This window comes from Microcoleus sp. AT9b-C3 (genome assembly GCF_036705485.1).
Taxonomy (GTDB): domain Bacteria; phylum Cyanobacteriota; class Cyanobacteriia; order Cyanobacteriales; family Microcoleaceae; genus Microcoleus.
In genome coordinates this window covers 37,869-61,253 of sequence record NZ_JAUBUR010000015.1, presented here as the reverse complement: position 1 = coordinate 61,253, position 23,385 = coordinate 37,869, and the positions used below count along the sequence as shown (strand labels likewise).

Annotated in this window: 20 protein-coding genes; 13 read left to right on the top strand and 7 right to left on the bottom strand. The window is 44.3% G+C overall.

Features of this window, described 5'->3' with window-relative positions:
- Nucleotides 1–261 precede the first annotated feature (261 nt).
- The 9 genes from QUB77_RS31750 (at nt 262) to QUB77_RS15440 (ending at nt 13,846) form a co-directional block, all read left to right on the top strand.
- On the top strand, nt 262–399 hold the full coding sequence (locus QUB77_RS31750) for a zinc ribbon domain-containing protein (protein WP_445251748.1): 138 nt from the start codon (nt 262–264) through the stop codon (nt 397–399).
- 248 nt (nt 400–647) lie between these two features.
- Nucleotides 648–1,517 (top strand): alpha/beta hydrolase, encoded by an 870-nt coding sequence (locus QUB77_RS15475; RefSeq protein ID WP_333174474.1) that lies wholly within the window; start codon nt 648–650, stop codon nt 1,515–1,517.
- A 269-nt stretch (nt 1,518–1,786) separates the two neighbouring features.
- Nucleotides 1,787–2,929 (top strand): heat-inducible transcriptional repressor HrcA, encoded by a 1,143-nt coding sequence (gene hrcA / locus QUB77_RS15470; RefSeq protein WP_445251749.1) that lies wholly within the window; start codon nt 1,787–1,789, stop codon nt 2,927–2,929.
- Between the two features lie 838 nt (nt 2,930–3,767).
- Nucleotides 3,768–5,360: a methionine--tRNA ligase gene (gene metG / locus QUB77_RS15465; RefSeq protein WP_333174480.1), complete on the top strand. Its 1,593-nt coding sequence runs from the start codon at nt 3,768–3,770 to the stop codon at nt 5,358–5,360.
- Between the two features lie 105 nt (nt 5,361–5,465).
- Nucleotides 5,466–6,071: a LabA-like NYN domain-containing protein gene (locus QUB77_RS15460; RefSeq protein WP_006631885.1), complete on the top strand. Its 606-nt coding sequence runs from the start codon at nt 5,466–5,468 to the stop codon at nt 6,069–6,071.
- A 168-nt stretch (nt 6,072–6,239) separates the two neighbouring features.
- Nucleotides 6,240–7,436 carry an LPS export ABC transporter periplasmic protein LptC gene (gene lptC, locus QUB77_RS15455; RefSeq protein WP_333174481.1) on the top strand — a complete coding sequence of 399 codons (1,197 nt, stop codon included), beginning with the start codon at nt 6,240–6,242 and terminating at the stop codon, nt 7,434–7,436.
- Nucleotides 7,437–7,521: 85 nt separating this feature from the next.
- Entirely contained in the window at nt 7,522–8,106 is a 585-nt protein-coding gene (locus QUB77_RS15450; RefSeq protein ID WP_333174484.1) for a Uma2 family endonuclease, read from the top strand.
- A gap of 1,068 nt (nt 8,107–9,174) precedes the next feature.
- Nucleotides 9,175–11,970, top strand: a complete 2,796-nt coding sequence (locus QUB77_RS15445) for an ATP-binding protein (protein WP_333174487.1) — start codon at nt 9,175–9,177, stop codon at nt 11,968–11,970.
- A 1-nt stretch (nt 11,971) separates the two neighbouring features.
- Nucleotides 11,972–13,846 carry a two-component system response regulator gene (locus QUB77_RS15440; RefSeq protein WP_445251747.1) on the top strand — a complete coding sequence of 625 codons (1,875 nt, stop codon included), beginning with the start codon at nt 11,972–11,974 and terminating at the stop codon, nt 13,844–13,846.
- Between the two features lie 327 nt (nt 13,847–14,173).
- Here the strand turns inward: QUB77_RS15440 and QUB77_RS15435 are convergent, their stop codons facing one another.
- Both QUB77_RS15435 and QUB77_RS15430 read right to left on the bottom strand, forming a co-directional pair.
- Entirely contained in the window at nt 14,174–14,788 is a 615-nt protein-coding gene (locus tag QUB77_RS15435; RefSeq protein ID WP_333174490.1) for a 5-formyltetrahydrofolate cyclo-ligase, read from the bottom strand.
- 191 nt (nt 14,789–14,979) lie between these two features.
- Nucleotides 14,980–16,401, bottom strand: coding sequence for an NB-ARC domain-containing protein (locus tag QUB77_RS15430; RefSeq protein WP_333174492.1), 1,422 nt, complete (start codon nt 16,399–16,401; stop codon nt 14,980–14,982).
- 250 nt (nt 16,402–16,651) lie between these two features.
- On the opposite strand from QUB77_RS15430, the gene QUB77_RS15425 reads away from it, so the two are divergent.
- Entirely contained in the window at nt 16,652–17,614 is a 963-nt protein-coding gene (locus tag QUB77_RS15425; protein ID WP_333174493.1) for a GTPase, read from the top strand.
- Nucleotides 17,615–17,617: 3 nt separating this feature from the next.
- Nucleotides 17,618–18,196 carry a GTPase gene (locus QUB77_RS15420; RefSeq protein ID WP_333174496.1) on the top strand — a complete coding sequence of 193 codons (579 nt, stop codon included), beginning with the start codon at nt 17,618–17,620 and terminating at the stop codon, nt 18,194–18,196.
- 80 nt (nt 18,197–18,276) lie between these two features.
- On the opposite strand, the gene QUB77_RS15415 is transcribed toward QUB77_RS15420, so the two are convergent.
- Nucleotides 18,277–18,408, bottom strand: a complete 132-nt coding sequence (locus QUB77_RS15415; protein ID WP_333174498.1) for a hypothetical protein — start codon at nt 18,406–18,408, stop codon at nt 18,277–18,279.
- A gap of 82 nt (nt 18,409–18,490) precedes the next feature.
- Nucleotides 18,491–19,093 carry a thioredoxin family protein gene (locus QUB77_RS15410; RefSeq protein WP_333174500.1) on the bottom strand — a complete coding sequence of 201 codons (603 nt, stop codon included), beginning with the start codon at nt 19,091–19,093 and terminating at the stop codon, nt 18,491–18,493.
- Between the two features lie 177 nt (nt 19,094–19,270).
- Here QUB77_RS15410 and QUB77_RS15405 point away from each other — a divergent pair, with 177 nt between their 5' ends.
- Both QUB77_RS15405 and QUB77_RS15400 read left to right on the top strand, forming a co-directional pair.
- Nucleotides 19,271–19,675, top strand: coding sequence for an NIL domain-containing protein (locus tag QUB77_RS15405; protein ID WP_006635751.1), 405 nt, complete (start codon nt 19,271–19,273; stop codon nt 19,673–19,675).
- A gap of 64 nt (nt 19,676–19,739) precedes the next feature.
- The gene (locus QUB77_RS15400) at nt 19,740–20,183 is read left to right on the top strand and encodes a hypothetical protein (protein WP_333174503.1); all 444 of its coding nucleotides are present in this window, start codon (nt 19,740–19,742) and stop codon (nt 20,181–20,183) included.
- 944 nt (nt 20,184–21,127) lie between these two features.
- Here the strand turns inward: QUB77_RS15400 and QUB77_RS15395 are convergent.
- The 3 genes from QUB77_RS15395 to QUB77_RS15385 all read right to left on the bottom strand — a co-directional run bounded on the left by QUB77_RS15395 (nt 21,128) and on the right by QUB77_RS15385 (nt 23,342).
- Nucleotides 21,128–21,679, bottom strand: coding sequence for a shikimate kinase (locus QUB77_RS15395; protein WP_333174506.1), 552 nt, complete (start codon nt 21,677–21,679; stop codon nt 21,128–21,130).
- Nucleotides 21,680–21,701: 22 nt separating this feature from the next.
- On the bottom strand, nt 21,702–22,586 hold the full coding sequence (locus tag QUB77_RS15390) for a LapA family protein (RefSeq protein ID WP_333174508.1): 885 nt from the start codon (nt 22,584–22,586) through the stop codon (nt 21,702–21,704).
- 132 nt (nt 22,587–22,718) lie between these two features.
- On the bottom strand, nt 22,719–23,342 hold the full coding sequence (locus QUB77_RS15385) for a flavin prenyltransferase UbiX (protein ID WP_333174511.1): 624 nt from the start codon (nt 23,340–23,342) through the stop codon (nt 22,719–22,721).
- Between the last annotated feature and the right edge of the window lie 43 nt (nt 23,343–23,385).

The following is a 23,385-nucleotide window of genomic DNA, read 5'->3' as shown; positions in this document are numbered from 1 at the left end:
GCAAATATCCGCAAAAAATATTCCAAAAAATTACGCAATGCCTCGCTTTTAACTAGGTATAATGACGAGTAGTTAGCTAGAGATTGATAAATTAAAGCATTGTTGAATAATCAAAATTTTGCTTGTTCAATAGTTAAGTTTAGAAGGTACGAATTTAATCTTTGACTCAAATAGCCAAATATTTGTGCTCTAAACTGACACAGAGATACCGAGGGTTTACGATTTCTAAATTGACTAAAACTGGGGAATTATTGCCGCAAAATGCCCTTAAAAAATCGCGCTCATGTATGTCCCGATTGCGCTCATACAGCAGACAGAAATTTGAATGCTGCAAAAAACATAGAACGTTGGTTTGAAAGAATATTTATTCTATGGCGATCGCATAAAAGCACAAGCTAGGCCAAGATTGGCAGTGAAGTGGACAAAAATCTTGTAGCGTCCGCTTAAGACAGCGCGTTGCAGCAAGAAGTAAGCGCTAAATCGGTAAAGTTGAGTCTTTTTGGCTTACTTATAGCGCTTCTTGGGTAGATGAGGTAAACAATTCAACTTAAAAAGCTTGAGAACAAAGGGTTTCGGCTTACTCTCTCTTTCTGAGAAAGGCTATACATAGGTTTACATAGGTCTTATGGAGCGGGTAGGATAAAAGTATGGCAACAATCGACATCCTAGGGGTTCGCCACGCTTACGATTTGACGGCTCCGACTGCAACTTCCCCGGTTCTGGTATTTGTCCACGGCTGGCTGTTAAGCCGCCACTACTGGCAACCTTTGACCGATCGCTTGGCATCAAACTATCAGTGCCTTACCTATGATTTACGGGGGTTTGGCGATTCTCAATCGGACTCCGGCGACGATCGCCAATGTTCCGAACCGCTAAATTCCTGTTACACTCCTGCAGCTTACGCTCGCGATTTGGAACTTTTACTCGAAAAACTCGATATATCTTCTGCTTGGCTGGTGGGACACTCTCTGGGCGGTACGATCGCTCTATGGGGAGCCAGCAAATTGTCCGATCGCGTTAAAGGCGTGGTCTGCATCAATGCAGGAGGCGGCATCTATCTTAAGGAAGAATTCGAGCGGTTTCGATCGGTCGGCAAGCAGCTAGTGACAATGCGTCCCGCCTGGCTGCCTCGCTTGCCCTTAGCAGATTTCGTGTTTGCCCGCGATTCTGTAGCCCGCTCGATCGGCAGATCCTGGGGACGGCAGCGCTTAATAGATTTCGTGGGAGCTCATCCAGAGGCAGCTTTGGGGGCTTTGTTGGACTCCACCACAGAAGCGGAGATTCACCTCTTGCCACAAATTGTCTCCCAACTCAAGCAGCCTGTTTATTTTATTGCCGGTACTAAAGACAAAATTATGGAACCAAAATACGTGCTGCATTTGGCTAGCTTTCACTGGATGTTCCAAGGTTGTGGCGAGAATGTCCTTCAGCTTCCCGATTGTGGTCATTTGGCAATGGTGGAACAGCCGGATGCAGTGGCTAGTTATCTGCAAAATATTCTGAAAGAACATGATTAGAGGGCATGGGGCATGGGGCATGGGGCATGGGGCATGGGGCACTTGTGCTGAGCGAAGTCGAAGCATTGGGCATTGGGCATTGGGCATTAGAACTTACAAATAACCAATAACCAATAACCAATAACCAATAACCAATAACCAATAACAACTGACTTCTTCCTTAATCTAAAATCTGTTATGTTAAATAGATAAGTCTGCCCGATCGCCCTCTTGGGACAGACGTTTTGATTAAATAGTGGCTTTCAACTCTAAATTCTAATTCTGCTTAAATATCTGTGCGCGTGAACCTCACCGATCGGCAACAACACATCCTTTGGGCAACGGTTCGCCACTATATAGCTACAGCGGAACCCGTTGGCTCAAAAGCTTTGGCTGACGAATTCAACCTCAGCGTCAGCCCAGCTACAATTCGCAATGCGATGGGGACTCTTGAAAAAGCTGGACTGCTTTATCAGCCCCACACTTCGGCAGGACGAGTCCCCTCTGACTCCGGCTACCGAATTTATGTAGACCAGTTGATTCAGCCGTCTGATACGCTGGCCCGCAAGGTGGAACAGGTACTAGACCAGCTCAATTGGTCGGATGGTCGCATGGACGCGGCACTCCGTGGCGCTGCTCAAATCCTGGCAACTATCAGCGGTTACATAGCAATGATCACCATACCGCAAACCAATATGGCTTGCTTGCGCCACTTGCAACTGGTGCAGCTAGAGCCGGGAAAGGTGATGCTGATCGTGGTGACGGATGCCTACGAAACTCAGTCGGTTTTGGTGCAGTTGCCGAGGGACGCAGAAGGTAACACGCCTGATGTTGAAATCGTCGATCGCCAATTGCAGATTTTGTCGAATTTTTTGAACAGCAAGTTGCGGGGACGATCGCTCTTGGAACTCTCGGCTGTAGACTGGAGCGAGTTAGACCGGGACTTTGAGCTGTACGCTGAGTGGATGGAAACAATGCTGACTGCTTTGAGCAGCCGCCAAAGCAATCCAACCTACACGCGGATTCTGATCGGCGGTTTGGCAGAAGCGCTGCGCTTGCCTGAGTTTTCGCAGTTGCAGCAAGTTCAAACCCTGGTGCAATTGCTCGAACAAGAGCAAGAACTGCTTTGGCCTTTGATTTTTGAATCGCCTGAGTTGGACACGCCAGGGAAGCGGGTAACGGTGCGTATTGGCTCGGAAAATTCCTTAGAACCAATTCGTGGCTGTACTCTGATTTCTTCCACTTACCGCCGGGGATCGGTGCCGGTGGGTAGTGTTGGGGTTTTGGGGCCGACGCGGATGGTTTACGAAAATGCGATCGCGGTTGTGGAAGCAGCAGCCGACTATTTGTCAGAAGCTATTGGCGGAAATCGAGTGGGTTTTCCTGATGGCGATCGAGGGCGATCGGATCATCCCTTGTTAGATGCACCCTAATTTGATAGCCCCAAGCTTAACTGGCTTGGGGTTTTATTGTCTGTAGACGTACTCGCAACCTTTAAAAAGGGGGCTTTGTGACAAAAAACCTAGGCTTTTATCCCACATTCGGCATCCTGGGGTGTCACACAGTATAATTACGCAGAAAACTATATTTTTAAAGTGATAAATTATGCCTTTAAAAAGTTTTTTATCCGTTAATGTACGGTATTATAGTATAGTTTATAGTTTTAGTGCTCGATCAAAATAAGTAAAAACCGATAGTGAGAGTTGAGGGTGCGGAATGTGGATTTTATACTATTTTTGAGGTAAGAAACTAAAGCTTCGCGCTTGACAAGAGAGTTTTGTAAACAACCCGGTTTCTGCGTCCATTAGCGGCTCGGAAAGTGCCAGGAGTTACGGGCGATCGACTTTCCAGCGATCGCGAGAAAGAGATGGCGATGGTGAGCGATCGGGCATTCACAGAAAGTGGTCGCGGAGCGTTAGTCGAACGGCGGGTTTAGCAGCCCAACTGACGAGTTTTGTTGGCAACCGGGTGGGGTGCTAAACCCGCTCTAGGGATAGCGGCTACGACCAATGAATAGATGAGGCGCGTACCCTGGGAGCGTCGATTCCCAAGGCAGCAGAATGTCAAAATATTAAGACATTTTAGAGAGTTCGTCAAAAACAACTAAAAAAGATTAGTGTGGAGATGAAAGCAATATTTCTTTTGGGAATAGCCCGGGTTAGAGAATTGCAAATAACTTGCAGTGAATTTGGCTTGATTGCCACTCCAAAAAAAATTTAACCGCTGAGTTAAGATCGAAACGAAATTTAGGGAATTTTCTTTTAGCATTCAATGAAATCGACTGATAAAACTAAGAATACCTTTGCGATAACAACGCCTCTGTATTATGTAAACGATTTACCTCACGTTGGCAGCGCTTACACGACTATGGCTGCGGATGCCCTAGCCCGATTTGAGCGGCTGCGGGGCAAATCTGTTTTGCTGGTGACAGGGACGGACGAACACGGGCAGAAAATTCAGCGGACAGCCGAGAGTTTGGGACGATCGCCCCAAGCTCACTGCGATTCAGTGGTTCCGGCGTTTGAGGCGCTGTGGGAGCAACTCGACATCCAGTACGATCGCTTCATCCGCACAACTTCGAGACGCCACGAGTACATTGTCAAAGAATTTTTCCAGCGCGTCTGGAACTCCGGCGACATCTACTTGAACCAGCAACAAGGCTGGTACTGCGTCTCCTGTGAAGAATTTAAGGATGAACGGGAATTGTTGCCGGGAAATCGGTGCTCCGTCCACACCAGCAAGGAAGTTGAATGGCGCGACGAGGAAAATTACTTTTTCCGCCTGTCGCGGTATCAAGACCAACTGCTGGCATTGTACGCAGAACGTCCCCACTTCATCGCGCCGGAAAGCCGACGCAACGAAGTGCTCAGTTTCGTCAACTCTGGACTGCAAGACTTTTCGATTTCTAGAGTGAATCTCGAATGGGGTCTGCCACTGCCAGTTGACCCCAGTCACAGCATCTACGTTTGGTTTGACGCTTTGCTGGGATACGTCACCGCTTTGCTAGATCCGGAGAGCGACCCGATGTTGGAGAATGCTTTATCTAAATGGTGGCCGGTTGACTTGCACTTGATCGGCAAAGATATTCTTCGCTTCCACGCTGTTTACTGGCCGGCAATGCTGATGTCAGCAAATCTACTGGTGCCGGGTCGCGTTTTCGCACACGGGTTTTTGACCAAAGACGGCAAAAAAATGGGGAAAACGGAGGGTAATACTTTAAACCCTGTCGAATTGGTCAACAAATACGGCGCTGATGCAGTACGTTACTATTTCCTCAAAGAAATTGAGTTCGGAGAGGACGGCGATTTTAACGAAACTCGGTTTATCAATATATTGAATGCTGAGCTAGCAAATGATTTGGGAAATTTGCTTAATCGTACCTTAAACATGGCTCGCAAATATTGTGGTGGCTGCGTACCAAATGTGTTGGGAGAAAACATTGAGGGCGACAACCTTCTCAAGGCTATGAGCCTGGATTTGGGCGACCAAGTAGCGGGTTTTTACGAAGACTTGGCTTTTAGCAAGGCTTCCGAAGCCGTGCTTGCATTAGTTCGAGCCGGGAACAAGTTTATTGACGTGCAAGCACCTTGGAGTTTGTACAAGCAGGGACAGATCGAAAGTGTCGCACAAGTGCTATATTCTGTTCTGGAATCTGTTAGACTAGCATCTTACCTTTTATCGCCGATTATTCCCAATATCAGCAACGCTATCTATCATCAGCTAGGTTTTTCAATTGACTTTAACGATCGAGTTACAGTTAACAGTTTAGCGAATTTTGCAGCTCATGCTGCCTGGGGCGCTTTGCCGGCAAACCAAACTCTGGGGGAACCCCAACCTGTTTTTAAGCGGCTCGAACTGCTGTAAACAGTACCTTCATAGTTGGCAGCCAGCGCTGTGGGTGTGATGACAGACTACGAATTAGCAGTTATTTCCTTACCAATCTTTCATAAAAATTGAGGCATAACAATCATGTTGAATAGAATAGAAAGCAACGATCTTTTTACGCCGGAACAGGTTCTAGAAAATCGCGGTCGAGTAGCAATTTTTATTGACGGTTCTAACCTTTTTTACGCGGCTTTGCAGTTAGGAATTGAGATTGATTACACTAAGCTGCTGTGCCGTTTAACTGCGGGTTCGCGGCTGCTGCGCTCTTTTTTCTACACGGGTGTCGATCGCACTAACGAGAAACAGCAGGGGTTTTTGCTGTGGATGCGCCGCAACGGCTACCGCGTGATTTCTAAGGATTTGGTACAGTTGCCAGATGGTTCTAAGAAGGCGAATTTGGATGTAGAAATCGCTGTGGATATGATGGCTTTAGTGGGGTCTTACGACACGGCGGTACTGGTGAGCGGTGACGGCGATTTGGCTTATGCTGTAGACGCTGTGAGCTATCGCGGTGTGCGGGTTGAGGTGGTGAGTTTGCGATCGATGACGAGCGACAGTTTGATTAATGTAGCCGATCGCTATATCGATTTGGAAATGATTAAGGACGATATCCAAAAAACATCGCGCCCTAATTACGCTTACCGCCCTTTGTCGGGTCTGAGCTTGATGGAGGAACACGACGACAGATAGGGATTTGGTAATGGGTAATTGGTAACGGTTAATAGGTGATGGTTAATGGGTTGAATTCTGGAGAATTAGAAGTTAAAAATTTAGACAAAGCATGAGACATTTTTAATTTTTGATTAAGTGTTTTTTAATACCAAATTATCAATTACCAATTACCGATTACCAATTCCCATGATTAATCTCACATCCCCAATTCCCAATCTCAACTCCCCAAAATTGAGGCTGCTATTTTTAGCAGCACTGATGTTGGGGATTGAGTCTTGTGCGGTTCCGCAAGAGACTCAAAAGAATAAATTAGCTGAGGATCTCCAAACTGCTCAACAGTCAAACAGCACTTTAACTTTAAACAAAGTAACTCTAGAACAAGCAAACGAAAAAGGCGAAACTTTCTGGAAAGTAAACTCGCAAAATGCCGTTTACAGCAAAGATAAAAAGATAGTTAACGTTCAGAAACCTGTGGGCAAATTGTTTCAGGACGGCAAAGAAATTTACGACATTCAGGGAGAAACCGGGCAGGTATTTCAGGAAGGAAATCAAATTTTTCTCAAAGGCAACATAGTCGCTACAGACTTGAAAAATGGAGTGGTATTGCGGGGAAATGAGTTGGAGTGGCGGCCGAAGGAAGATGTTTTAGTTGTCCGCAACAATTTGACCGGAGAGAACAAACAGGTGACGGCTTCAGCGAAGGAAGCGCGGGTTTTCAGCAGGGCTAAGAGGATGGAGTTATTCGGTTCTGTGGTGGCAAATGTTAAAGATCCGATTTTGCAATTGCGAACCGAGCACTTAGTGTGGTTTGTGGATCAACAAAAGGTAAATAGCGACCAACCGACTCAAATTGACAGATACAAAGATAAAATAGTAACAGATAGCGGTTTTGCCGACAAAGTAGATGTAGACTTAAAAACCAAGATTGCGACGCTAACGCAAAACGCTCAGTTGATGCCATCAGACCCGCCGCTACAAATAGAAAGCAGTTTGATGAGTTGGAATTTTCCCGCGCAATCGGTGGTATCGCCGGGGCCTGTGAAGGTTTTGCACCGCGTGGAAAAGGTGACGATGACTGGGGATACGGGGCGGGGAGATTTAGAGAAAAAAGTTTTTTATTTGACGGGAAATGTGGTAGGAATTGGGGAAAAACGTCAAGCTCAATTAAATACCGATCGCGTAACGTGGTATTTAACTAATCAGACTTTTGATGCAGAAGGAAATGTGGTTTACAAGCAGCTAAATCCGGTGTTCAATTTGACTGGACCGAGGGCGGCGGGAGAGTTGAAAAATCAAACTGTGATTGTCAAAGGCGACGGTGGCGGTGGCCAAGTGGTTACGGAATTTGTACCGGACGAGTACAAGGAAACTTTGGGACAGTAGATGGGATTGCAACCGCAGATGTCGGCAGATGAGCGCTGATGAACATAGATATAATTAAGATTGGATTGAGTAAGGAGGGGTTGGGATGACAACAACTTTAGAAACAACTTTAGAAAGGCTCGATGAACCTATCTTAATTGACGATCTGAGTTGGAGAGAGTTTAAAGTGGTTGAACAGTTGCTCTCACGCCCAGGGGTGAGATTATCGTTTTTAGATGGGGTACTGGAGATTAGACGTATGCCTGGAGAAAAACATGAAACGATTAAAGAACGAATTGGTTCTCTACTAGATATTTATCTGCTTCAAATGGGAATTGATTATCAGCCTACTGGTTCGATGACGCTGGAAAGTCCATCGGGGTTGGTGAAGCGAGAAGCTGATAAATCCTATAAATTGGGAGCTAATCGAGAATTTCCTGATTTGGCGGTGGAAGTGGTGGTGACTAGCGGCGGTATTAACAAGTTGGAAGCTTACAAACGCCTCGAAATTCCAGAAGTTTGGTTTTGGGAAAATGGCGCACTTCGTATGTATTCGTTGGGGGATGATGGATATGCAGAGGTCGATCGCTCTCAAGTTCTGCCAGAGTTAGATATTGTATTATTGGCGCGGTGTATCAATATTGAAAATCACCTTCAGGCAATGCGGGAATTTAGGAAAGCTATTCAATAGAATTTGATGGTGAAATTAAGTTTGTAATAATGACTTCGGCCCTGTCTTAAAGCATTTAGTTACTAAGGAGTAAAGTTGTTACTACAAACCAGTTTTATTGTGAATAATTAACCCACATTCCGCACCCCCCAACGGGCAGCGTACACTGCAAGAGCTGATTGAAGTCGATCGTCCGAGACAGTAATAAGTAAAAATACTTAGCGGGGTGACAACGCCTGTGAAACCTCTATGGTAAAAGCATTAAAGCCCCTGAGCATCAAAAAAGATAGGGGACTATTGACAGGCTTATTGACTCATAAGATCATTTAAGCTCGCCTTGAACCTGATTCAAGGGCTCTGGCCACTCTCTTTTATTGACTCACGCCCGCGAAGATATTTTCCCTTGGTCACTCAACTCAAAACCTTGACGCAGCTTTGCTTTTAACCTGCTTGTCACCCGTCAAACTGTTGAGTTTAGGGTTGATTGAGGCACTATGCACGATCGACTATTAAGTTATTGTGCATCTAAGTTCCCATTTCCTCTATTTGAGAATCCTTGTGAGAGAAGCCAGAGAGCCCCTTGAAAAAAAAAGCGCAATTTAGCTTGCGTAAGCTTAAGACTTACGCATAGAACCCCCAAACCCTTTTTCCAAGAGGGCTTTCAAGTTCCCCCTTTTTTAGGGCAGCACGGGGAAGCTGGGCTTCAGACCCTATAGTTCGTAAGTCCTGACTATAGTTGTATGCTTAGATCAATTAGTATTGAGGTCAAGAGCTACAAGTGAATGAAGGTGTACTCAATATTCATGAAATCTGTAGGTAGGCTTACACTGCAACCCAAGCAAATATAGCATTTGATATTTATGGAGATTTTGTCTCAAATGGGAGAGCTATTTTTTTTTCATAAATGTGCAAAATGTATCAGTATTAGCCACTCCTTTGAACCCGGTTATTCAACAATAAGATATCATTAAACCAATTGGCGTTCAAGAAAGAGGGAATCAAGAATTTCCCTAGAGCTGACTTTAAATGACCAAGGGTGAGCGACTGTTGTTATTGAAATAATCCAAATAATACTACAATGACTCCGCCATGACAGTAATCGCAAGTGAGAATGAACTGGCAAAAAGCTCTCAAAAAATCCCGCTGCGCCTTGTGTTAGTCGTACCATTCGTCCTGCAAATCTTTGCCGCTGTGGGACTGACAGGTTGGCTATCGCTACGCAACGGCAAAACTGCCGTCAACAACGTTACTAGCCAATTACGAACCGAGGTAGTCGCCCGCATCAATCAACAATTAAACACTTACTTGGAAACGCCCCATTTGGTCAATGCCATCAGCGTCGATGCCATTCGCCGCTTTGGGTTGTGGAATCCCGGCAATATGAGTTCTATGAGAAGTTACTTCTTCTGGCAACTCAAGCAATTTTCCACCGTTAGTTACATCAGTTTTGGAGGTGAAAGAAAAGAATATGCGGGTGCTGGATATAAGGATGATGGCAGTGTTGTTATTGAAATAACTGATCGATCTACTAATTTCATTAATACGATCATCAGGGCAGATCAAGAGGGGAACCCGACTCAGTTTAAGGAAATCCACCCAGACTACGATCCCCGCATCCGACCCTGGTATAAAGCCGCAAAAGTTGCAGGCAAACCCCAATGGAATAAAATTTATCAATATTATATTCAACCTAGCCTCGGAATCTCTGCTAGCCAACCTGTTTACGACAAAAAAGGTAGTTTTATAGGAGTCGTAAGTACCGATCTGTTTCTCTCACAAATCGGCGATTTTCTCCAAACTTTAAAAATTGGGAAATCGGGAAAGACTTTCATTATAGAACGCTCTGGCTTGCTCGTGGCTTCTTCCACCGTCGAGAAGCCATTTATCAGCAAAAATAGCCAAAAGACGCAAAGATTAAAAGCGATTGAAAGCAGCATACCTTTGATCAAGGGTACAGCGCAGCATTTAATAGAGCGCTTTGGTAACTTCACCGAAATTGATAGCAACCAGCAACTAGACTTCATCCTAGATGGTCAGCGGGAATTCGTGCAAGTATCCCCTTTCCAAGATGGTCGAGGTCTTGATTGGCTGATTGTTGTAGTCGTTCCAGAAGCCGACTTTATGGAGCAAATCAATGCCAATACCCGCAGCACTATCCTACTCTGCGTTTTAGCGTTAGTGCTAGCGACGTTGTTAGGAATCCTCGCCTCCCGCTGGATTACCTATCCTATTTTTCGTTTGAGTAAAGCGAGTAGAGCGATCGCTAACGGTGAATTAGACCAAAAAGTAGAGGTCAATAGCATCGATGAACTCGGAAGTCTGGCTCAATCTTTTAACCAAATGGCACTGCAATTGCGCGAGTCTTTTGCGGCTTTAGAAAAGACCAACTTAGAGCTAGAAAATCGAGTAGAAGAACGGACACTTGAATTAAAAGAGGCAAAAGTTGCCGCTGATACGGCTAATCACGCCAAAAGCGAATTCCTCGCGAACATGAGCCATGAACTTCGCACCCCCCTGAACGGAATTCTAGGATACGCTCAAATTATGGAACGGGATAAAACTACCACTCCTAAACAAAAAGATGCTATCCAAATTATTCACCAATGTGGTTCGCACTTACTCACCCTGATTAACGATATTTTAGATATTTCTAAAATTGAAGCCAGTAAAATGGATCTTGACACTTCAAGTTTTAATTTTTCTTCTTTTCTGATGGGGGTTGTGGAAATGTGCCGCATCAGAGCAGAACAAAAAGAAATTACATTTAATTATCAAGTATTAAATCAACTTCCTAACGCTGTCAATGCTGATGAAAAACGACTGCGCCAAGTTTTAATTAACCTTTTGGGTAATGCGATTAAATTTACAGAAAAAGGTGGGGTTATTTTTAAGGTAGGCGTAATTGGTGAGGGGGAAGACTCGGACCAATCACCCCTGACTAAAATTCGTTTCCATATCCAAGATACTGGAGTGGGGATGACACCAGAACAGTTAGAAAAAATATTTTTACCGTTTGAACAAGTCGGCAATAGCCAGCAGAAGGCAGAAGGCACTGGGTTAGGATTAGCGATCGCACAGAAAATTGTTCAAATGATGGGAGGGGAAATAAAAGTCGAAAGTATTCTCGGTCAAGGCAGCATTTTTTATCTCGATTTAGAGTTGACTGAATCATCTGAATATATTGAACAAACTTCGATTAATAATTCTCTCCATTTAAAAGGCTTCAAAGGAAATAAAAATAAAATTCTTTTAGTAGATGATCGATTTGAAAATCGAGGTTTTCTGATAAATCTTTTAGAACCACTAGGTTTTCAAATCATGGAAGCTTGTAATGGAACAGAGGGTTTAGCTAAAGCTGCTGAGTTTTACCCCGATCTGATTATCACAGACTTAGTGATGCCAGTAATGGATGGATTTGAAATGTCGCGACGCTTGCGACAATCACCAGAATTTAAAGATGTCATATTGATAGCATCCAGCGCCAGCGTATTTAACTTCGATCGGCAAAATAGCCACGAAGCAGGTTGTAACGAGTTCCTGTCAAAGCCGATCGACGTAGACGAATTGCTGGAAGTATTAAAAAATTACTTGCAACTCGAATGGATTTACGACCAACCTGCTGATTTAGAGAACGAACAGCGGGAAGGTTTCACTAATTTGTTAAATGTTCCGAGTGGTGAGCTTGTGATACCACCATCAACAGAGCTGGTAGCGCTGTTTAATGCGGCTCGGATCGGCGATATTGAAGTTGTTGAGCAGGAAGCCAATCGACTAAAGCAGATAGACGGCAACTATCTACCCTTTGCTAATAAAATATTGCAATTTGCGAAAAATTTTGAAGAAAAAGAACTACTAGCTTTTGTAAAAAGACATTGGGGGGAATAAAATGATTAAACAAAACGATAATGTAATTTTAATTGTTGACGATAACCCGAATAACCTCAAACTTTTGTTCGATTTTTTGAAGGAGTCAGGATTCAAGGTTTTGGTGGCGAAGGATGGGGAAAGTGCTATTGAGAAATTACAAGAAGTTTCGCCAAATATCATATTGTTAGATGTGATGATGCCGGGGATAGATGGGTTTGAAACCTGCTACCGCTTAAAAGCATCGGTGGCAACGAAAGATATCCCTGTGATTTTTATGACCTCTCTTACCGATCGCGTGGATAAGGTTAAAGGTCTGTTAATGGGGGCAGTAGATTATATTACCAAACCCTTTCAGCAAGAGGAAGTCCTAGCCCGCGTGCAACTACACCTGAGACTGCGAAATTTGACCAAGACGCTGGAAGAGCAAAATGTGCTTCTCAAAGAGGAAATTGAAGCGCGAAAAGAGGCGGAAGCGGCCTTGCAGAAACTCACTTCTGAGTTAGAGGAACGGGTGGCTTCTCAAACGGCTGAACTTAGACAAGCCTACAATGAGCTTCAACAGGCTCAAGTTCAGTTGTTGGAAAGAGAAGAAAAATTAGGACATGATGCTTTTCACGACGCGCTAACGGGTTTGCCTAACCGCGCTTGGTTTATGAATCGGCTGCAACAGGCGATTGACTTGTCGTACAGATGTGAAGATTATCTATATGCGGTGCTATTTATTGACCTCGATCGCTTTAAAGTAGTGAATGATAGCCTCGGACATTTGGTAGGGGATGAATTACTAAAAAGCGTTGCTCGTCAACTGCAAGTTTGTTTACGCCATACAGATGCAGTTGCGCGGTTTGGAGGAGATGAATTTGTGATATTGCTGGAATATATTAAAGATATTGATGAACCAAACAGGGTGGCTGAACGTATCCAAAATCAATTAAGGCAGCCGTTTACTTTGAATGATTATGAAGTATTTACCGAGATCAGCATTGGAATTATCGTTAGCACAATGGGTTACGATCGCCCAGAAGACGTGCTCAGAGATGCGGATATCGCCATGTATTATGCTAAAGCTCAAGGCAGAGGGCGTTACGAAGTTTTTGATCCAGCGATGCAAACTGTTGCAATGACGCGCTTGCAGTTGGAAAACGACTTGAGAAGGGCGATCGCGCTACAAGAATTTTGCCTTCACTACCAGCCCATTGTCTCCCTTTCTACGGGGCAACTGAGTGGCTTTGAAGCTTTGGTGCGCTGGCATCACCCATCTGGCACGATCTACCCGCCTGCCGAGTTTATCCCTGTGGCTGAAGAAACTGGTTTGATCAATGAACTGGGGTGGTGGGTTTTGCAGGAAGCTTGTCACCAGATTAGTATTTGGCAGCAACAGTTTCCCCAAACACCTCCCTTGGCGATTAATGTCAATCTTTCCCCCGTGCAGCTAAAGCAAGTCAACCTACTCAATCGAATTGAGGAGATTTTGCAGCAGACTGGCTTTCCCAGCTACTGTCTAAAACTTGAGATTACTGAAAGCTGCATTTTAGAAACAGTATCCAGGGAAGAAAAGATGTTGAAGCAGCTAAAAGCTCTAGGCCTTATGTTGTGTATCGATGACTTTGGCACGGGCTACTCTTCTTTAAGCCGCTTACACGAGTTTCCCATTGATACATTAAAGATTGACCGCTCTTTTGTGAGCCGCATTGGATCAGACAACAGTGGCGTAGAAATTATCCAGACAATTGTGACGCTGGCTCGCAGCCGAGGTATGGATGTCGTGGCAGAAGGCATAGAAACGCCAACACAGCTACAGAAACTGCGAGAGTTGGGGTGTGAGTTGGGGCAAGGATATTTATTTTCTAAGCCTGTAGACAGCTTGAAGGCAACCGAATTTCTAAGCCTCTAGACAGCTTGAAGGCAACCGAACTATTAGGCTTAAAAGTAGGGGTAGTAAGCTGGCCTCACATCTAGTTTTGCCGCAATAAATTTTATGAATCTATTGTGGGAAAAACCCAAAAGCCTACTATCCTTATACATATTTCCTAAAAAACTGCTACAGTTAGTAGGTGTACCTTTTGGTGACAGTTCATGGTGCGGAATGTGGGTTTAAGGACCTGCGAAATGTGGGTTTGAGTCCCAGTTCAAACCTCGGTTTCTGGATATGATTGAATTCTCTCAAACGACTAGATTCAAATCTGGATAACAACGAGATAAATCCATAACTCTTATAGACTTAATTACCGAACATTAATTTGTCGATCGACCTTTTTGATTTTTGCTGTACGATTGTCAAATCGCTCTCTGTGCAAATTCCGTGCAGCGGTTTGTCCCAGGAGTCAACGGGTAGTTGGGCCAGCAAGGCAAATTCAAAGATTGTGGCGATCGTAATTTTTGATTCCCACTCAGCTAAACTGAGCATTCTGTCGTAATAGCCGCCGCCGTAGCCCAACCGATAGCCGCGAACATCGCAGCCTACAGCGGGTACGAGGATTAAATCTACTTCTGAGTAATCTATTTTAGGAGCATCCGGCAGGGGTTCGAGTATGCCATAAGCTCCAGTATGTAAAGCATCTCCGGGCTGCCAGATGTGCCAGGATAAGTCTTTGCCGACACAGCGGGGAAATCCCCATTTGCGGGGAGTTAGAAATAGGGGACTTAAATCGGGCTCTTGGCGAAAGCTAAAGTAGGCAAGGATTGTTTTTGCTTGGGCGAATGCGGGGGAGTTTTGCAGGTGGTTGCAGATGCTTGCGCTCTTTTGTCTCCATTCTTGTGCTGATAGGGATTTGCGGGTGTTCAGGAGCGATTTTCTTAATTCAGTTTTAGTTAATGAAGGTTCAGCAGTATTCATATTTGCGATCGCATCTCTCGTTTTAGTTCCAGTTCGATAGGGGTTTTCAACCCCTGTCTCACAGCGAAAGTCCTCTAAAATAAGACTACAATTAATTGCATTTTCATCACATTCTGTAGTCGGTTTTAACCGACTTTAGCTTTGAGGCAGGGGTTGAAACCCATGCCGGAATGTCGGACTGTCGGAAAGTATCAACCAACTGGATTTGAGAGCACATATTGTCTCACCACAGGACAAATACTGAATAGCGTTTCATTCTCCTGTTCTTCTATTTCAATTAACGATCGCCTCCCCAAAGATTGCAGCCCGTCGAATAACTCCGAGGGCGATAAATCGGCATTTTGTAGCAATTGCTCTATTGAAACTGAATTTGCTTCGCGGCTGAGGCGGCAGATTAGCTTTTTCTCTAATTCTGACAAACGATTTATCTGGGGGTACAAGGTTGCTGTCAATTCTTCACCTAAGAATAGCCTATCATATTTTAAAAATTCTGCAACCCTACCTCGGAATATTTCTTTAATCGTGGTGGCGACTATTTTCAACCACAATGGATTGCCTCGGTAGGTGTTAATTAAGTTTTCCCATGTTTCGGGATTGAGTAAACTTTTTTGGCGGAAAATTTCGGCTGCTGCTGTACCTATGCCTTTGAGTTGTAAGCTACGAACGGGTGAATTTTCTCCTTTTAAGGCGGTAATTTCTCTGGGTGGTTCCCAACTGTTGAGGATTAAGCAACTGTTGTGGGTTGTTTCTCCGATTTGTCTGAAAAGGATGCTGTAGTTTTCGCATTCTGGGCGGTAATTTCCTGCTAGTTGTCCGCTGCTGAGAATGGTTTGCACGTCGTCGAGGATAATGAGGCAGCGGTTTTTTCGCAGATATTCCATTAATAGGGAAAGGCGATCGGCCATGCTGGTAGGGAGTTCAATTTCTGGTTTATTTAAGAGAAATTCTAGGAGATTTTTTAGGGTAGTTTCTAAGGGTGGGGAGTGGCGGAGACTTCGCCAGATGACGCATTCAAAGTTATGCTGAATTTTTTGGATGAGGTGGAGGGACAGTGCGGTTTTGCCGATGCCGCTTATTCCTAATATGGCTGCAAGGTTGCACTTGTCTTGAACGATCGATTTTTCGAGGGTGGCGAGTTCGGATGTGCGTGAAGCGAAGCTATCGCCATCAGGCGAATCGGACAATGATGAAATATGAGGTGCGTCTGCTAAGTCTAGTCTGGTTTGGGGTTGGGATGTTTCTGGGGTGGGGGTTGAGGGCGATCGGGTTTTTGTAACTTCTGGAGATTGGCTATCTGTACTGACATTGACGTTACAAAATACAAAATCATTACCAAAATTTTGTGAAACAATGAATACTTGTCTCCTCTCAAGTGCTGAGCGTAAATTCGATTGAGTTACTTCTTCACCTAATACATTTGATAAACGCTTCCATAATTTTGAGGCGATATTTCTGACGTGACCTTCACTACAATATGATGTTTCTGCGATTTGAGAGTATTTTTGACCTTCCCATACACCCAGCAGGATCGATTTTTGCAGATCGTCCAAGTGTTCTCCTGTTTTGGCGAAAACCATTTCGTCGGCAAATCTCAAGACTTCTTGAACGTCCATTGGTCGGGTAGGTGTAGTGGTTTTGCTTATTGTATCAAACTTTTTATGACATTTTATGATATCTATTACAAAATGTGACTTTCTTCGATAGAGATAGTGTGTAACATTAATTACATTTGATTACATTTAATCATAGACTACAATGAAAAATTCTGTATATGATGTATTTACGGAATTAAAGGCTGTAATTTAATAGCGACAATTGAAGACTATGTTGTTTATTTCGTTTGTCAAATAGGAGAATCAAGCTATGTCTGTATTCAATAGCAATGATGAAGAGCAAGCAAGAAATTGGTTAGAAACTCTGAAGGAAAAACTGCAAGTAACGCAGGGCAAAAAATTCACTTTTCTATTGGTTGGTCGTACAGGAGTTGGCAAGTCAAGCACTGTAAATAGTTTGATGGGTAAAACAATTGCTGTAGTCGGTGACTATGAACCTTGTACCATGGATATTAAAAAGTATGAGAATGAACTCAATGGGATTAATTTCACTATAATTGATACTCCTGGCTTGTGCGATGATCTTGAGGAAGTAGGAAATGATTATGAATATTTAGAACTGATGCGTTCTGATGTCAGCCATGTTGACTCTATGTGGTTTGTCAGCCGTTTAGATGAAACAAGAGTTACTAATGACGAAAAACGAGGAATCAAACTGATTTCTGAGGCTTTCAATTCAAAAATTTGGGAACAAGCTGTTATTATATTTACTTTTGCAGGTGCAAAGAATTCCTCAGACTATCCGATTGCATTGGAGAAAAGGACGGAACTCATTCGGAAAGAGATCGCTAAATACACTGGCATTGGAATAGCAAATAACGTTCCGTCAGTTGCAGTTGATAACAAAAGTGAGAGAACTCCCGATGGACAAAAATGGTTAGGTGAACTTTATACGCAGATATATGCAAGAATTTCTGCTAAAGGTGCAGCACCATTTTTCATGGCAACTGTAGAGCGAGTCAAACGACCTGATAAGGAAAGAGAAGTTATAATAGAAAAAATTTATGAGCCAGCCCCAACATATACACCTATTGAGCTTAATGAGAGGCAGGCTGCAGTAGTCGCAAATAAGACTTCTGAGGTGCTAGGACTTGCAGCGATGGGAGCAACTGTTGGGGCTAAAATTGGCTCTATAGCAGGGCCTGTCGGTGCTGGTATCGGGGGTGCAATTGGTGCAGCAATAGGATTTTTAGGTGGGTTGTTCCGTTGGTAAACTATGCGTAAATTTCTGCTAGTGGGACGGACAGGTGTTGGCAAATCAAGTTTTATCAATGCGGCGTTTGGTAGTTACATTGCTGAGACTTCTGAGTATGAAGCTTGTACAAAAATTGTTGAGCATTATGCTTACAAAACTCCTCTAGGCGATGTGTCTCTTATCGATACACCTGGATTAGCTGAGGATGACGAAGCCTGTGATGAAGCCTACCTATCTTTAGTACGGGCTAAAGTTAATTTAGCTCACATTTATGCAACCATCTATGTGACTAGGCTTAACGAAACACGTTTTCGTCCAGACGAAAAGCGAACACTACGCCTTTTGACTAATCGACTTGGTGCATCTATTTGGAATCGCTCTATCCTTGTTTTAACGTTTGCTGCATCTGTACCTGAATATCAACAAGAGATATTTGCAGAAAAAAGGAGTCAACAAATTTTTGACTTTCTCCAAATTGTCACAAGAGAACAGGATATTGACCCAATATTTCAAGGATTTGAGCAAGAATGGTTGGTGGATAATATTGTAGATAATTGGACATCTGATGGATTACCTATTCTGTCAATATTAACAGATTGATCTGTAATCGGTTCCTTTCGCGGTTAATTCTACTCATTAACTAATTAAACAATAAACCTGCAATTTAGTTGCTCATAACCTTACCTCAAAAGCGATCGCCCTTCCTTAACTGAGGCGCGATCGCTCTCATTTTGGCGTTGCTTAATCAGGGTATGAAAAAAATAAGGTGAAACTCCCCAAGCTTTGTCGATACAGGTTTCTATGACTAGCATATTTAGCCTTTCATACCGTAAATCAGCAACCCCTCTCATTCCTAATGACTACTGACTAATGACTACTGACTAATGACTTCTTTTACTGTACTTGAGAGCCGTGGGCGCGGGGGTCGGAGCTACTTGTTTTCACAGGCCCTGTGGGGGGAGTAAAATTAGAAACTTGACCGCCAGCTTGGACGTGTGGCAGAGGTTTTCCTGCAATTAAAGCTTCTAAGTTAGCTTCCATAATACTGCGCGGCATTTCGCCCATCGTTTCAGCAACGGCGCTGCCTTTATCGTTCAAATAGACAAAGTGCGGAATGCCATCTACTCGATATTTTGTGATTTCTGGCAGCCATTTGTCATTGTCTACATTCAGCATCACAAAATTCATCGGTTCGGCGTATTTCTGTTTTATTTCGCTCAGATCCTTAGCCATTGCCTGACAGCTACCGCACCAATTAGCATAAAATTCCATGAGTGTCGGTTTGCCATTTACCAAAGCTGTTTCTAATGGCGTTGAAGCTTTTGCCATGTCGGTGAGACTGCTTGACGGCGTTTGGGTTTGCAGCCCGAAGAAGATGGATATTGAAAGGGCGATCGCTGTTAACACGATCAATAAGTTTCTGAGGCGCGTGGCGACTTTTGTTTCGGGATTTGGGGCGGCGGGGGCAACAGTTGACTTGGGCGAATTCTGGGTCATAAAATATATTGCCGTTTTATTTCTATGTTGGTATTTTAAATAATAAATTCAGATTATACCACATTTTGAGATAATCTGACCAATCTCATAAAAATTTTTGAAGAGGCCAGAATTAGGCCAAGTGCGCTAAAACATAAGATAACAAAGATTGTTTATAAATTACCGAGGACTTGCAGGGTGAAAAAACGGGTAACACTGACGTTTCCCCAACGATCGATCCAAATGCCTGTCACCTATCGACTGGCAAAGGATTTTAATGTTGCAGCCAACATTATCCGTGCTCAGGTGGCTCCGAATCAAGTGGGCAAACTGGTGCTAGAGTTATCAGGGGACATCGACCAACTAGAAGCGGCGATCGACTGGATGCGATCGCAAAACATCGGCGTTTCCCTAGCTAGCCGGGAAATACTCATAGACGAAGATATCTGCGTTCACTGCGGTTTGTGTACGGGGGTTTGCCCGACAGAAGCCTTGACCCTTGACCCAGAAAGCTTTAAACTAAGTTTTGCTCGATCGCGGTGTATCGTTTGCGAGCAGTGCATCCCTACCTGTCCGGTGCAAGCTATTTCTACTAACCTATAGCCCCTATACCAAGTCCTCCGGCTCATCATCTTTTTTTGCCTGGTTCTTCTAATTGTGCCATTGGATGAAAAAAAACTCTTGGCTTTCCCTAACTCTACTTTTTGTTACTTATTTCACTTTTGGCTGGAAATTATCTGAGTTTGACGTTCCTCCGCACCTGACTTGGTTTCTAGCCATAGCTTCAATTATAGTGTTGGCTGCAGCCTTGTCCTTCCCGCTGAGAGACATAAAAGCATTAATCCTGCGGTGGTTTTCGAGTGATATGGGTGCTTTTATTTCTATAATTTTAGGAGCTTTTCTGGCAGTGGTAGTTATTGCTTGGTTACACCTTTTTGCTACTTGTTTAGTCTTGATTTCAGCCGGAGCTTTGGCAAGACTCGATATTCAAATATCTGGTTGGAAAAATTGGCGGGCTTTTGCGGTATTAGCTACCATTTCTTTAACAGGTGTGGGGCTGGGTGGAGCGATCGAGTTTTGGTTAAAAACAGGCAGGCTCGTATTCTCTTAATGAGGAACGGGAAATTCATCCAACCACATTCTATAACTCCCAAGGGATATTTAGTCGCAAACTATCAGATCGTCCATCAATCAATCAATACAGCTTATTTTTTTCAATCCCCCCCCGGATTAATGCCCGGTTCTGCGGCGTAATCATACCAGTTTTCAAGCCTCGTGAGATACAGCTTCTCAATTGCCGATTCCGCGTTACCAATTCCCAATTCCCAATTCCCAATGACCAATTACCGACGAACCTGGAGTGGAACTGAAAACCGCTATGGCAGTATTGAGGTGCAGCCACTGTTGCTCAAAATGTTATTCCCAAGAGTCCGCAAGTCGGGCAGGCAAAAACTCGATTCCAATAAAAAAGCAGCTTTAGGGAGCTGCTCGTCAGAATGCATGAGGTATTGTTTTTAGAATAAGGCAGGTGGAATTCGATCGGTGCTGGGTTACATTTTTTGATACGGGAGAGTTGATGAGTGAATGGACGATCGTAAAATCGTCACATAGCAGGGTAGCATTGATGCTAAATTTCCCGACAATCAAGTTAGCGTTTAACTGTCCTTGCGCCCTACAGCCCTTCAGCGGTGGGGCCCTTTTATTTTTAGGGAGAACTCAATAGCCGACTTTAACGCATTAGATGAGTCTGCCATTAGTTATTGTATAAAATCTCGGCATCGCCACATCCTCATAGTTATAAAAGTTACACTTCACATCCACTCAAACCCGGTGGATTGCAAAATATTGGGTGGTTAAACCGACACACTCAGACAAAAATCAGTATTTTTACCGAAGTCATACGATTTTAGATTTTAGATTTTAGATTTTAGATTTTGGGAATGACCGATGAATCTGGTTGTTTGGAGCTTGTGTAGGGTTGCATTCTTTTTGTGAACTAATATCAAAAGTCTTCTAAAACCTGTTATTTTGTCAGCAACCCAATTTCTCAATGTATCAATTGAGATCTGGCCCGGTTTCTGATTTGATAACTTTTTGGATTTCCTCCATCGCCCTCGTCGCCACTGCTTCAGGCCTTTCCCCCACACCCCCACAGACTCGGACATCTGCTTGAGTGTAGAAACGCTCTCGCTCTTTCAAAAGGCTTTGCAGCTTAGATTTGATCTCGCCCTCCTGCAGTAGGGGTCGAGCGGTGTCTGAACGCAGTCGATCGTACAATTGATCTACAGGCACATCCAGCCAAACTACTACACCGTAGTGCAAGTAACCCCAATTCATCGATCGCGTCACAATACCGCCGCCCGTAGCCACGACCGAATTTTGATACGCAGACAATTCCCCCAGCACTTTAGTTTCTAGTTCCCGAAAAGCCTCTTCCCCTTCTCGATCAAAAATCTCAGCAATTGACTGATTAGCAACTCGAACAATTAGTTCATCAGTATCAAAAAAACGGTATTTTAATTTTTTTGCCAAAATCCGCCCTACCGTTGTTTTCCCCGCACCCATCATCCCGACAAGATAAATATTTACTCCCCTCAACCCATCCACTGCCAAATCCTCCGATATTTTTCTATTTTTTCAGGTTAATCGATCCGGCACTGAAGCCATCATCGTCCTCAAACTCATCACCCTCATCCAATCCCCAATCATCCTCTGCTTCTGCCATAGGATTTATTGGTGTTTCATCAGCGGGTTTAGGAATATCCCCTCCCGGAGGAACCAGCACTCGATACTCCGCATCGTATACAGCCTCAGTTTGCCCCACCCCAGACTGGCTCGGATCTCGATAGCCGTAAGAATATACGGAGCCAGCCCAAGACTTGCTTTTCGGTTCCTGCTGAGCTTCATAAGCCCTCGGATTTGCCGCTGGAACATCATTTACCTGCGGTCGATCGGAAAAATCGCGATCGTCCCCCCAATCGTCATCACCCCCTGGAGAACCCGATTTTGAGCCATCTGAGACCCAATCGTCCTCATCGTCGGCCGCTGCATAAGTCCCCGGTTGAGCGTAATCCTTCGCCCCATCCGGGTTCGGAGTTTCTTGCAGGAAAGTCCGGGAACTGTAACCGGCCGGCGTACCGTACTCAGTTCGGTAGGAACCAGCAGCCTGAGTTTGGCTATTTTCCCTATTCAGATCCGGGTCAATTTCCTGTTTTCTAGGAGGGGGAGGTGGCGTGTAAGGTGTTCTCCCGTCTTCGGGGAAAGTATCGGGACGGCTGCGACCGGATCGGCCGGTGCGGGCCCGCGTTGAAGATAGGTAATTTGAAAAAGCCAGCAAACCAGAAATCAATAAAGATGTGAGAGCTCCCACCACCATGCTGAGCAGAATCCAGATAGATAAGGGCAAAGCAGGCGATCGAACTCCCAAAAACACCAGCGATAATGCCGGCTCCACATTTTGCAGGGCAAAAATAGTTAACCCCAACACAATTACTAGCAAAAATACAAGTCGCATATTAAAAATATTGGTAATTGGTAATTGGTAATTGGTAATTGGGAACTTGTGCTGAGCGTAGCCGAAGTATTGCTAATTAAAACTAACAAATCATCCATAACTACCTGTCAACTGTCAACTGTCAACTGCCAACTAACTCCCTTCTTCTTCCTTCCAGCGTTTGAGAGGAACACAATCAATCCCCAACTGGTCTAAAGCGCGAGCCACCACAAAGTCTACCAAATCTTCAATAGTTTGCGGATTGTGATACCAAGCAGGAATCGCTGGTACAATTCTAGCTCCAGCTTCCGCCAAGGTAGTCAAATTCCGCAGGTGAATCAAGCTAAAAGGCGTTTCGCGAGGCACGAGTACCAATTTTCGCCCTTCCTTGAGCTGAACGTCGGCCGCTCTTTCGAGCAAATCCGAACTCAAGCCAGCCGCCAATTTGCCCAGCGTACTCATGCTACAGGGAATAACGATCATCCCTTGGGTACGAAAGGAGCCACTAGCAATATTAGCACCGACATCTTGCCAAGGATGGCACCGAAGTTTACCCATTGTGGGTACTCCTGCTTGTTCCCGCCAGAATTCCTCTTGAAGCGTCGGCTCTGCAGGCATTCGGGTGTTCTGTTCGCTTTGCCAAACCATGTAAGTAGACTTGGATGCTACCAGTTCGATCGCGCGATCGGCTTCCAACAAATATTTCAGAGTTCGCACCGCGTAAATCAGTCCCGATGCTCCGGTAACTCCTAAGATTAGGGGGTAGTTATTCGTCATTAGTTATTTTTTAGTGGACGGTTGACTGTTAGTAATGAGTTGT

What these genes read in the sequence shown, in the direction of transcription:
- QUB77_RS31750 (WP_445251748.1), top strand. Translation starts at nt 262, where the DNA reads ATGCCCTTAAAAAATCGCGCTCATGTATGTCCCGATTGCGCTCATACA.
- QUB77_RS15475 (WP_333174474.1), top strand. Translation starts at nt 648, where the DNA reads ATGGCAACAATCGACATCCTAGGGGTTCGCCACGCTTACGATTTGACG.
- metG (WP_333174480.1), top strand. Translation starts at nt 3,768, where the DNA reads ATGAAATCGACTGATAAAACTAAGAATACCTTTGCGATAACAACGCCT.
- QUB77_RS15460 (WP_006631885.1), top strand. Translation starts at nt 5,466, where the DNA reads ATGTTGAATAGAATAGAAAGCAACGATCTTTTTACGCCGGAACAGGTT.
- lptC (WP_333174481.1), top strand. Translation starts at nt 6,240, where the DNA reads ATGATTAATCTCACATCCCCAATTCCCAATCTCAACTCCCCAAAATTG.
- QUB77_RS15450 (WP_333174484.1), top strand. Translation starts at nt 7,522, where the DNA reads ATGACAACAACTTTAGAAACAACTTTAGAAAGGCTCGATGAACCTATC.
- QUB77_RS15445 (WP_333174487.1), top strand. Translation starts at nt 9,175, where the DNA reads ATGACAGTAATCGCAAGTGAGAATGAACTGGCAAAAAGCTCTCAAAAA.
- QUB77_RS15440 (WP_445251747.1), top strand. Translation starts at nt 11,972, where the DNA reads ATGATTAAACAAAACGATAATGTAATTTTAATTGTTGACGATAACCCG.
- QUB77_RS15435 (WP_333174490.1), bottom strand. Translation starts at nt 14,788, where the DNA reads ATGAATACTGCTGAACCTTCATTAACTAAAACTGAATTAAGAAAATCG.
- QUB77_RS15430 (WP_333174492.1), bottom strand. Translation starts at nt 16,401, where the DNA reads ATGGACGTTCAAGAAGTCTTGAGATTTGCCGACGAAATGGTTTTCGCC.
- QUB77_RS15425 (WP_333174493.1), top strand. Translation starts at nt 16,652, where the DNA reads ATGTCTGTATTCAATAGCAATGATGAAGAGCAAGCAAGAAATTGGTTA.
- QUB77_RS15420 (WP_333174496.1), top strand. Translation starts at nt 17,618, where the DNA reads ATGCGTAAATTTCTGCTAGTGGGACGGACAGGTGTTGGCAAATCAAGT.
- QUB77_RS15415 (WP_333174498.1), bottom strand. Translation starts at nt 18,408, where the DNA reads ATGCTAGTCATAGAAACCTGTATCGACAAAGCTTGGGGAGTTTCACCT.
- QUB77_RS15410 (WP_333174500.1), bottom strand. Translation starts at nt 19,093, where the DNA reads ATGACCCAGAATTCGCCCAAGTCAACTGTTGCCCCCGCCGCCCCAAAT.
- QUB77_RS15400 (WP_333174503.1), top strand. Translation starts at nt 19,740, where the DNA reads ATGAAAAAAAACTCTTGGCTTTCCCTAACTCTACTTTTTGTTACTTAT.
- QUB77_RS15390 (WP_333174508.1), bottom strand. Translation starts at nt 22,586, where the DNA reads ATGCGACTTGTATTTTTGCTAGTAATTGTGTTGGGGTTAACTATTTTT.
- QUB77_RS15385 (WP_333174511.1), bottom strand. Translation starts at nt 23,342, where the DNA reads ATGACGAATAACTACCCCCTAATCTTAGGAGTTACCGGAGCATCGGGA.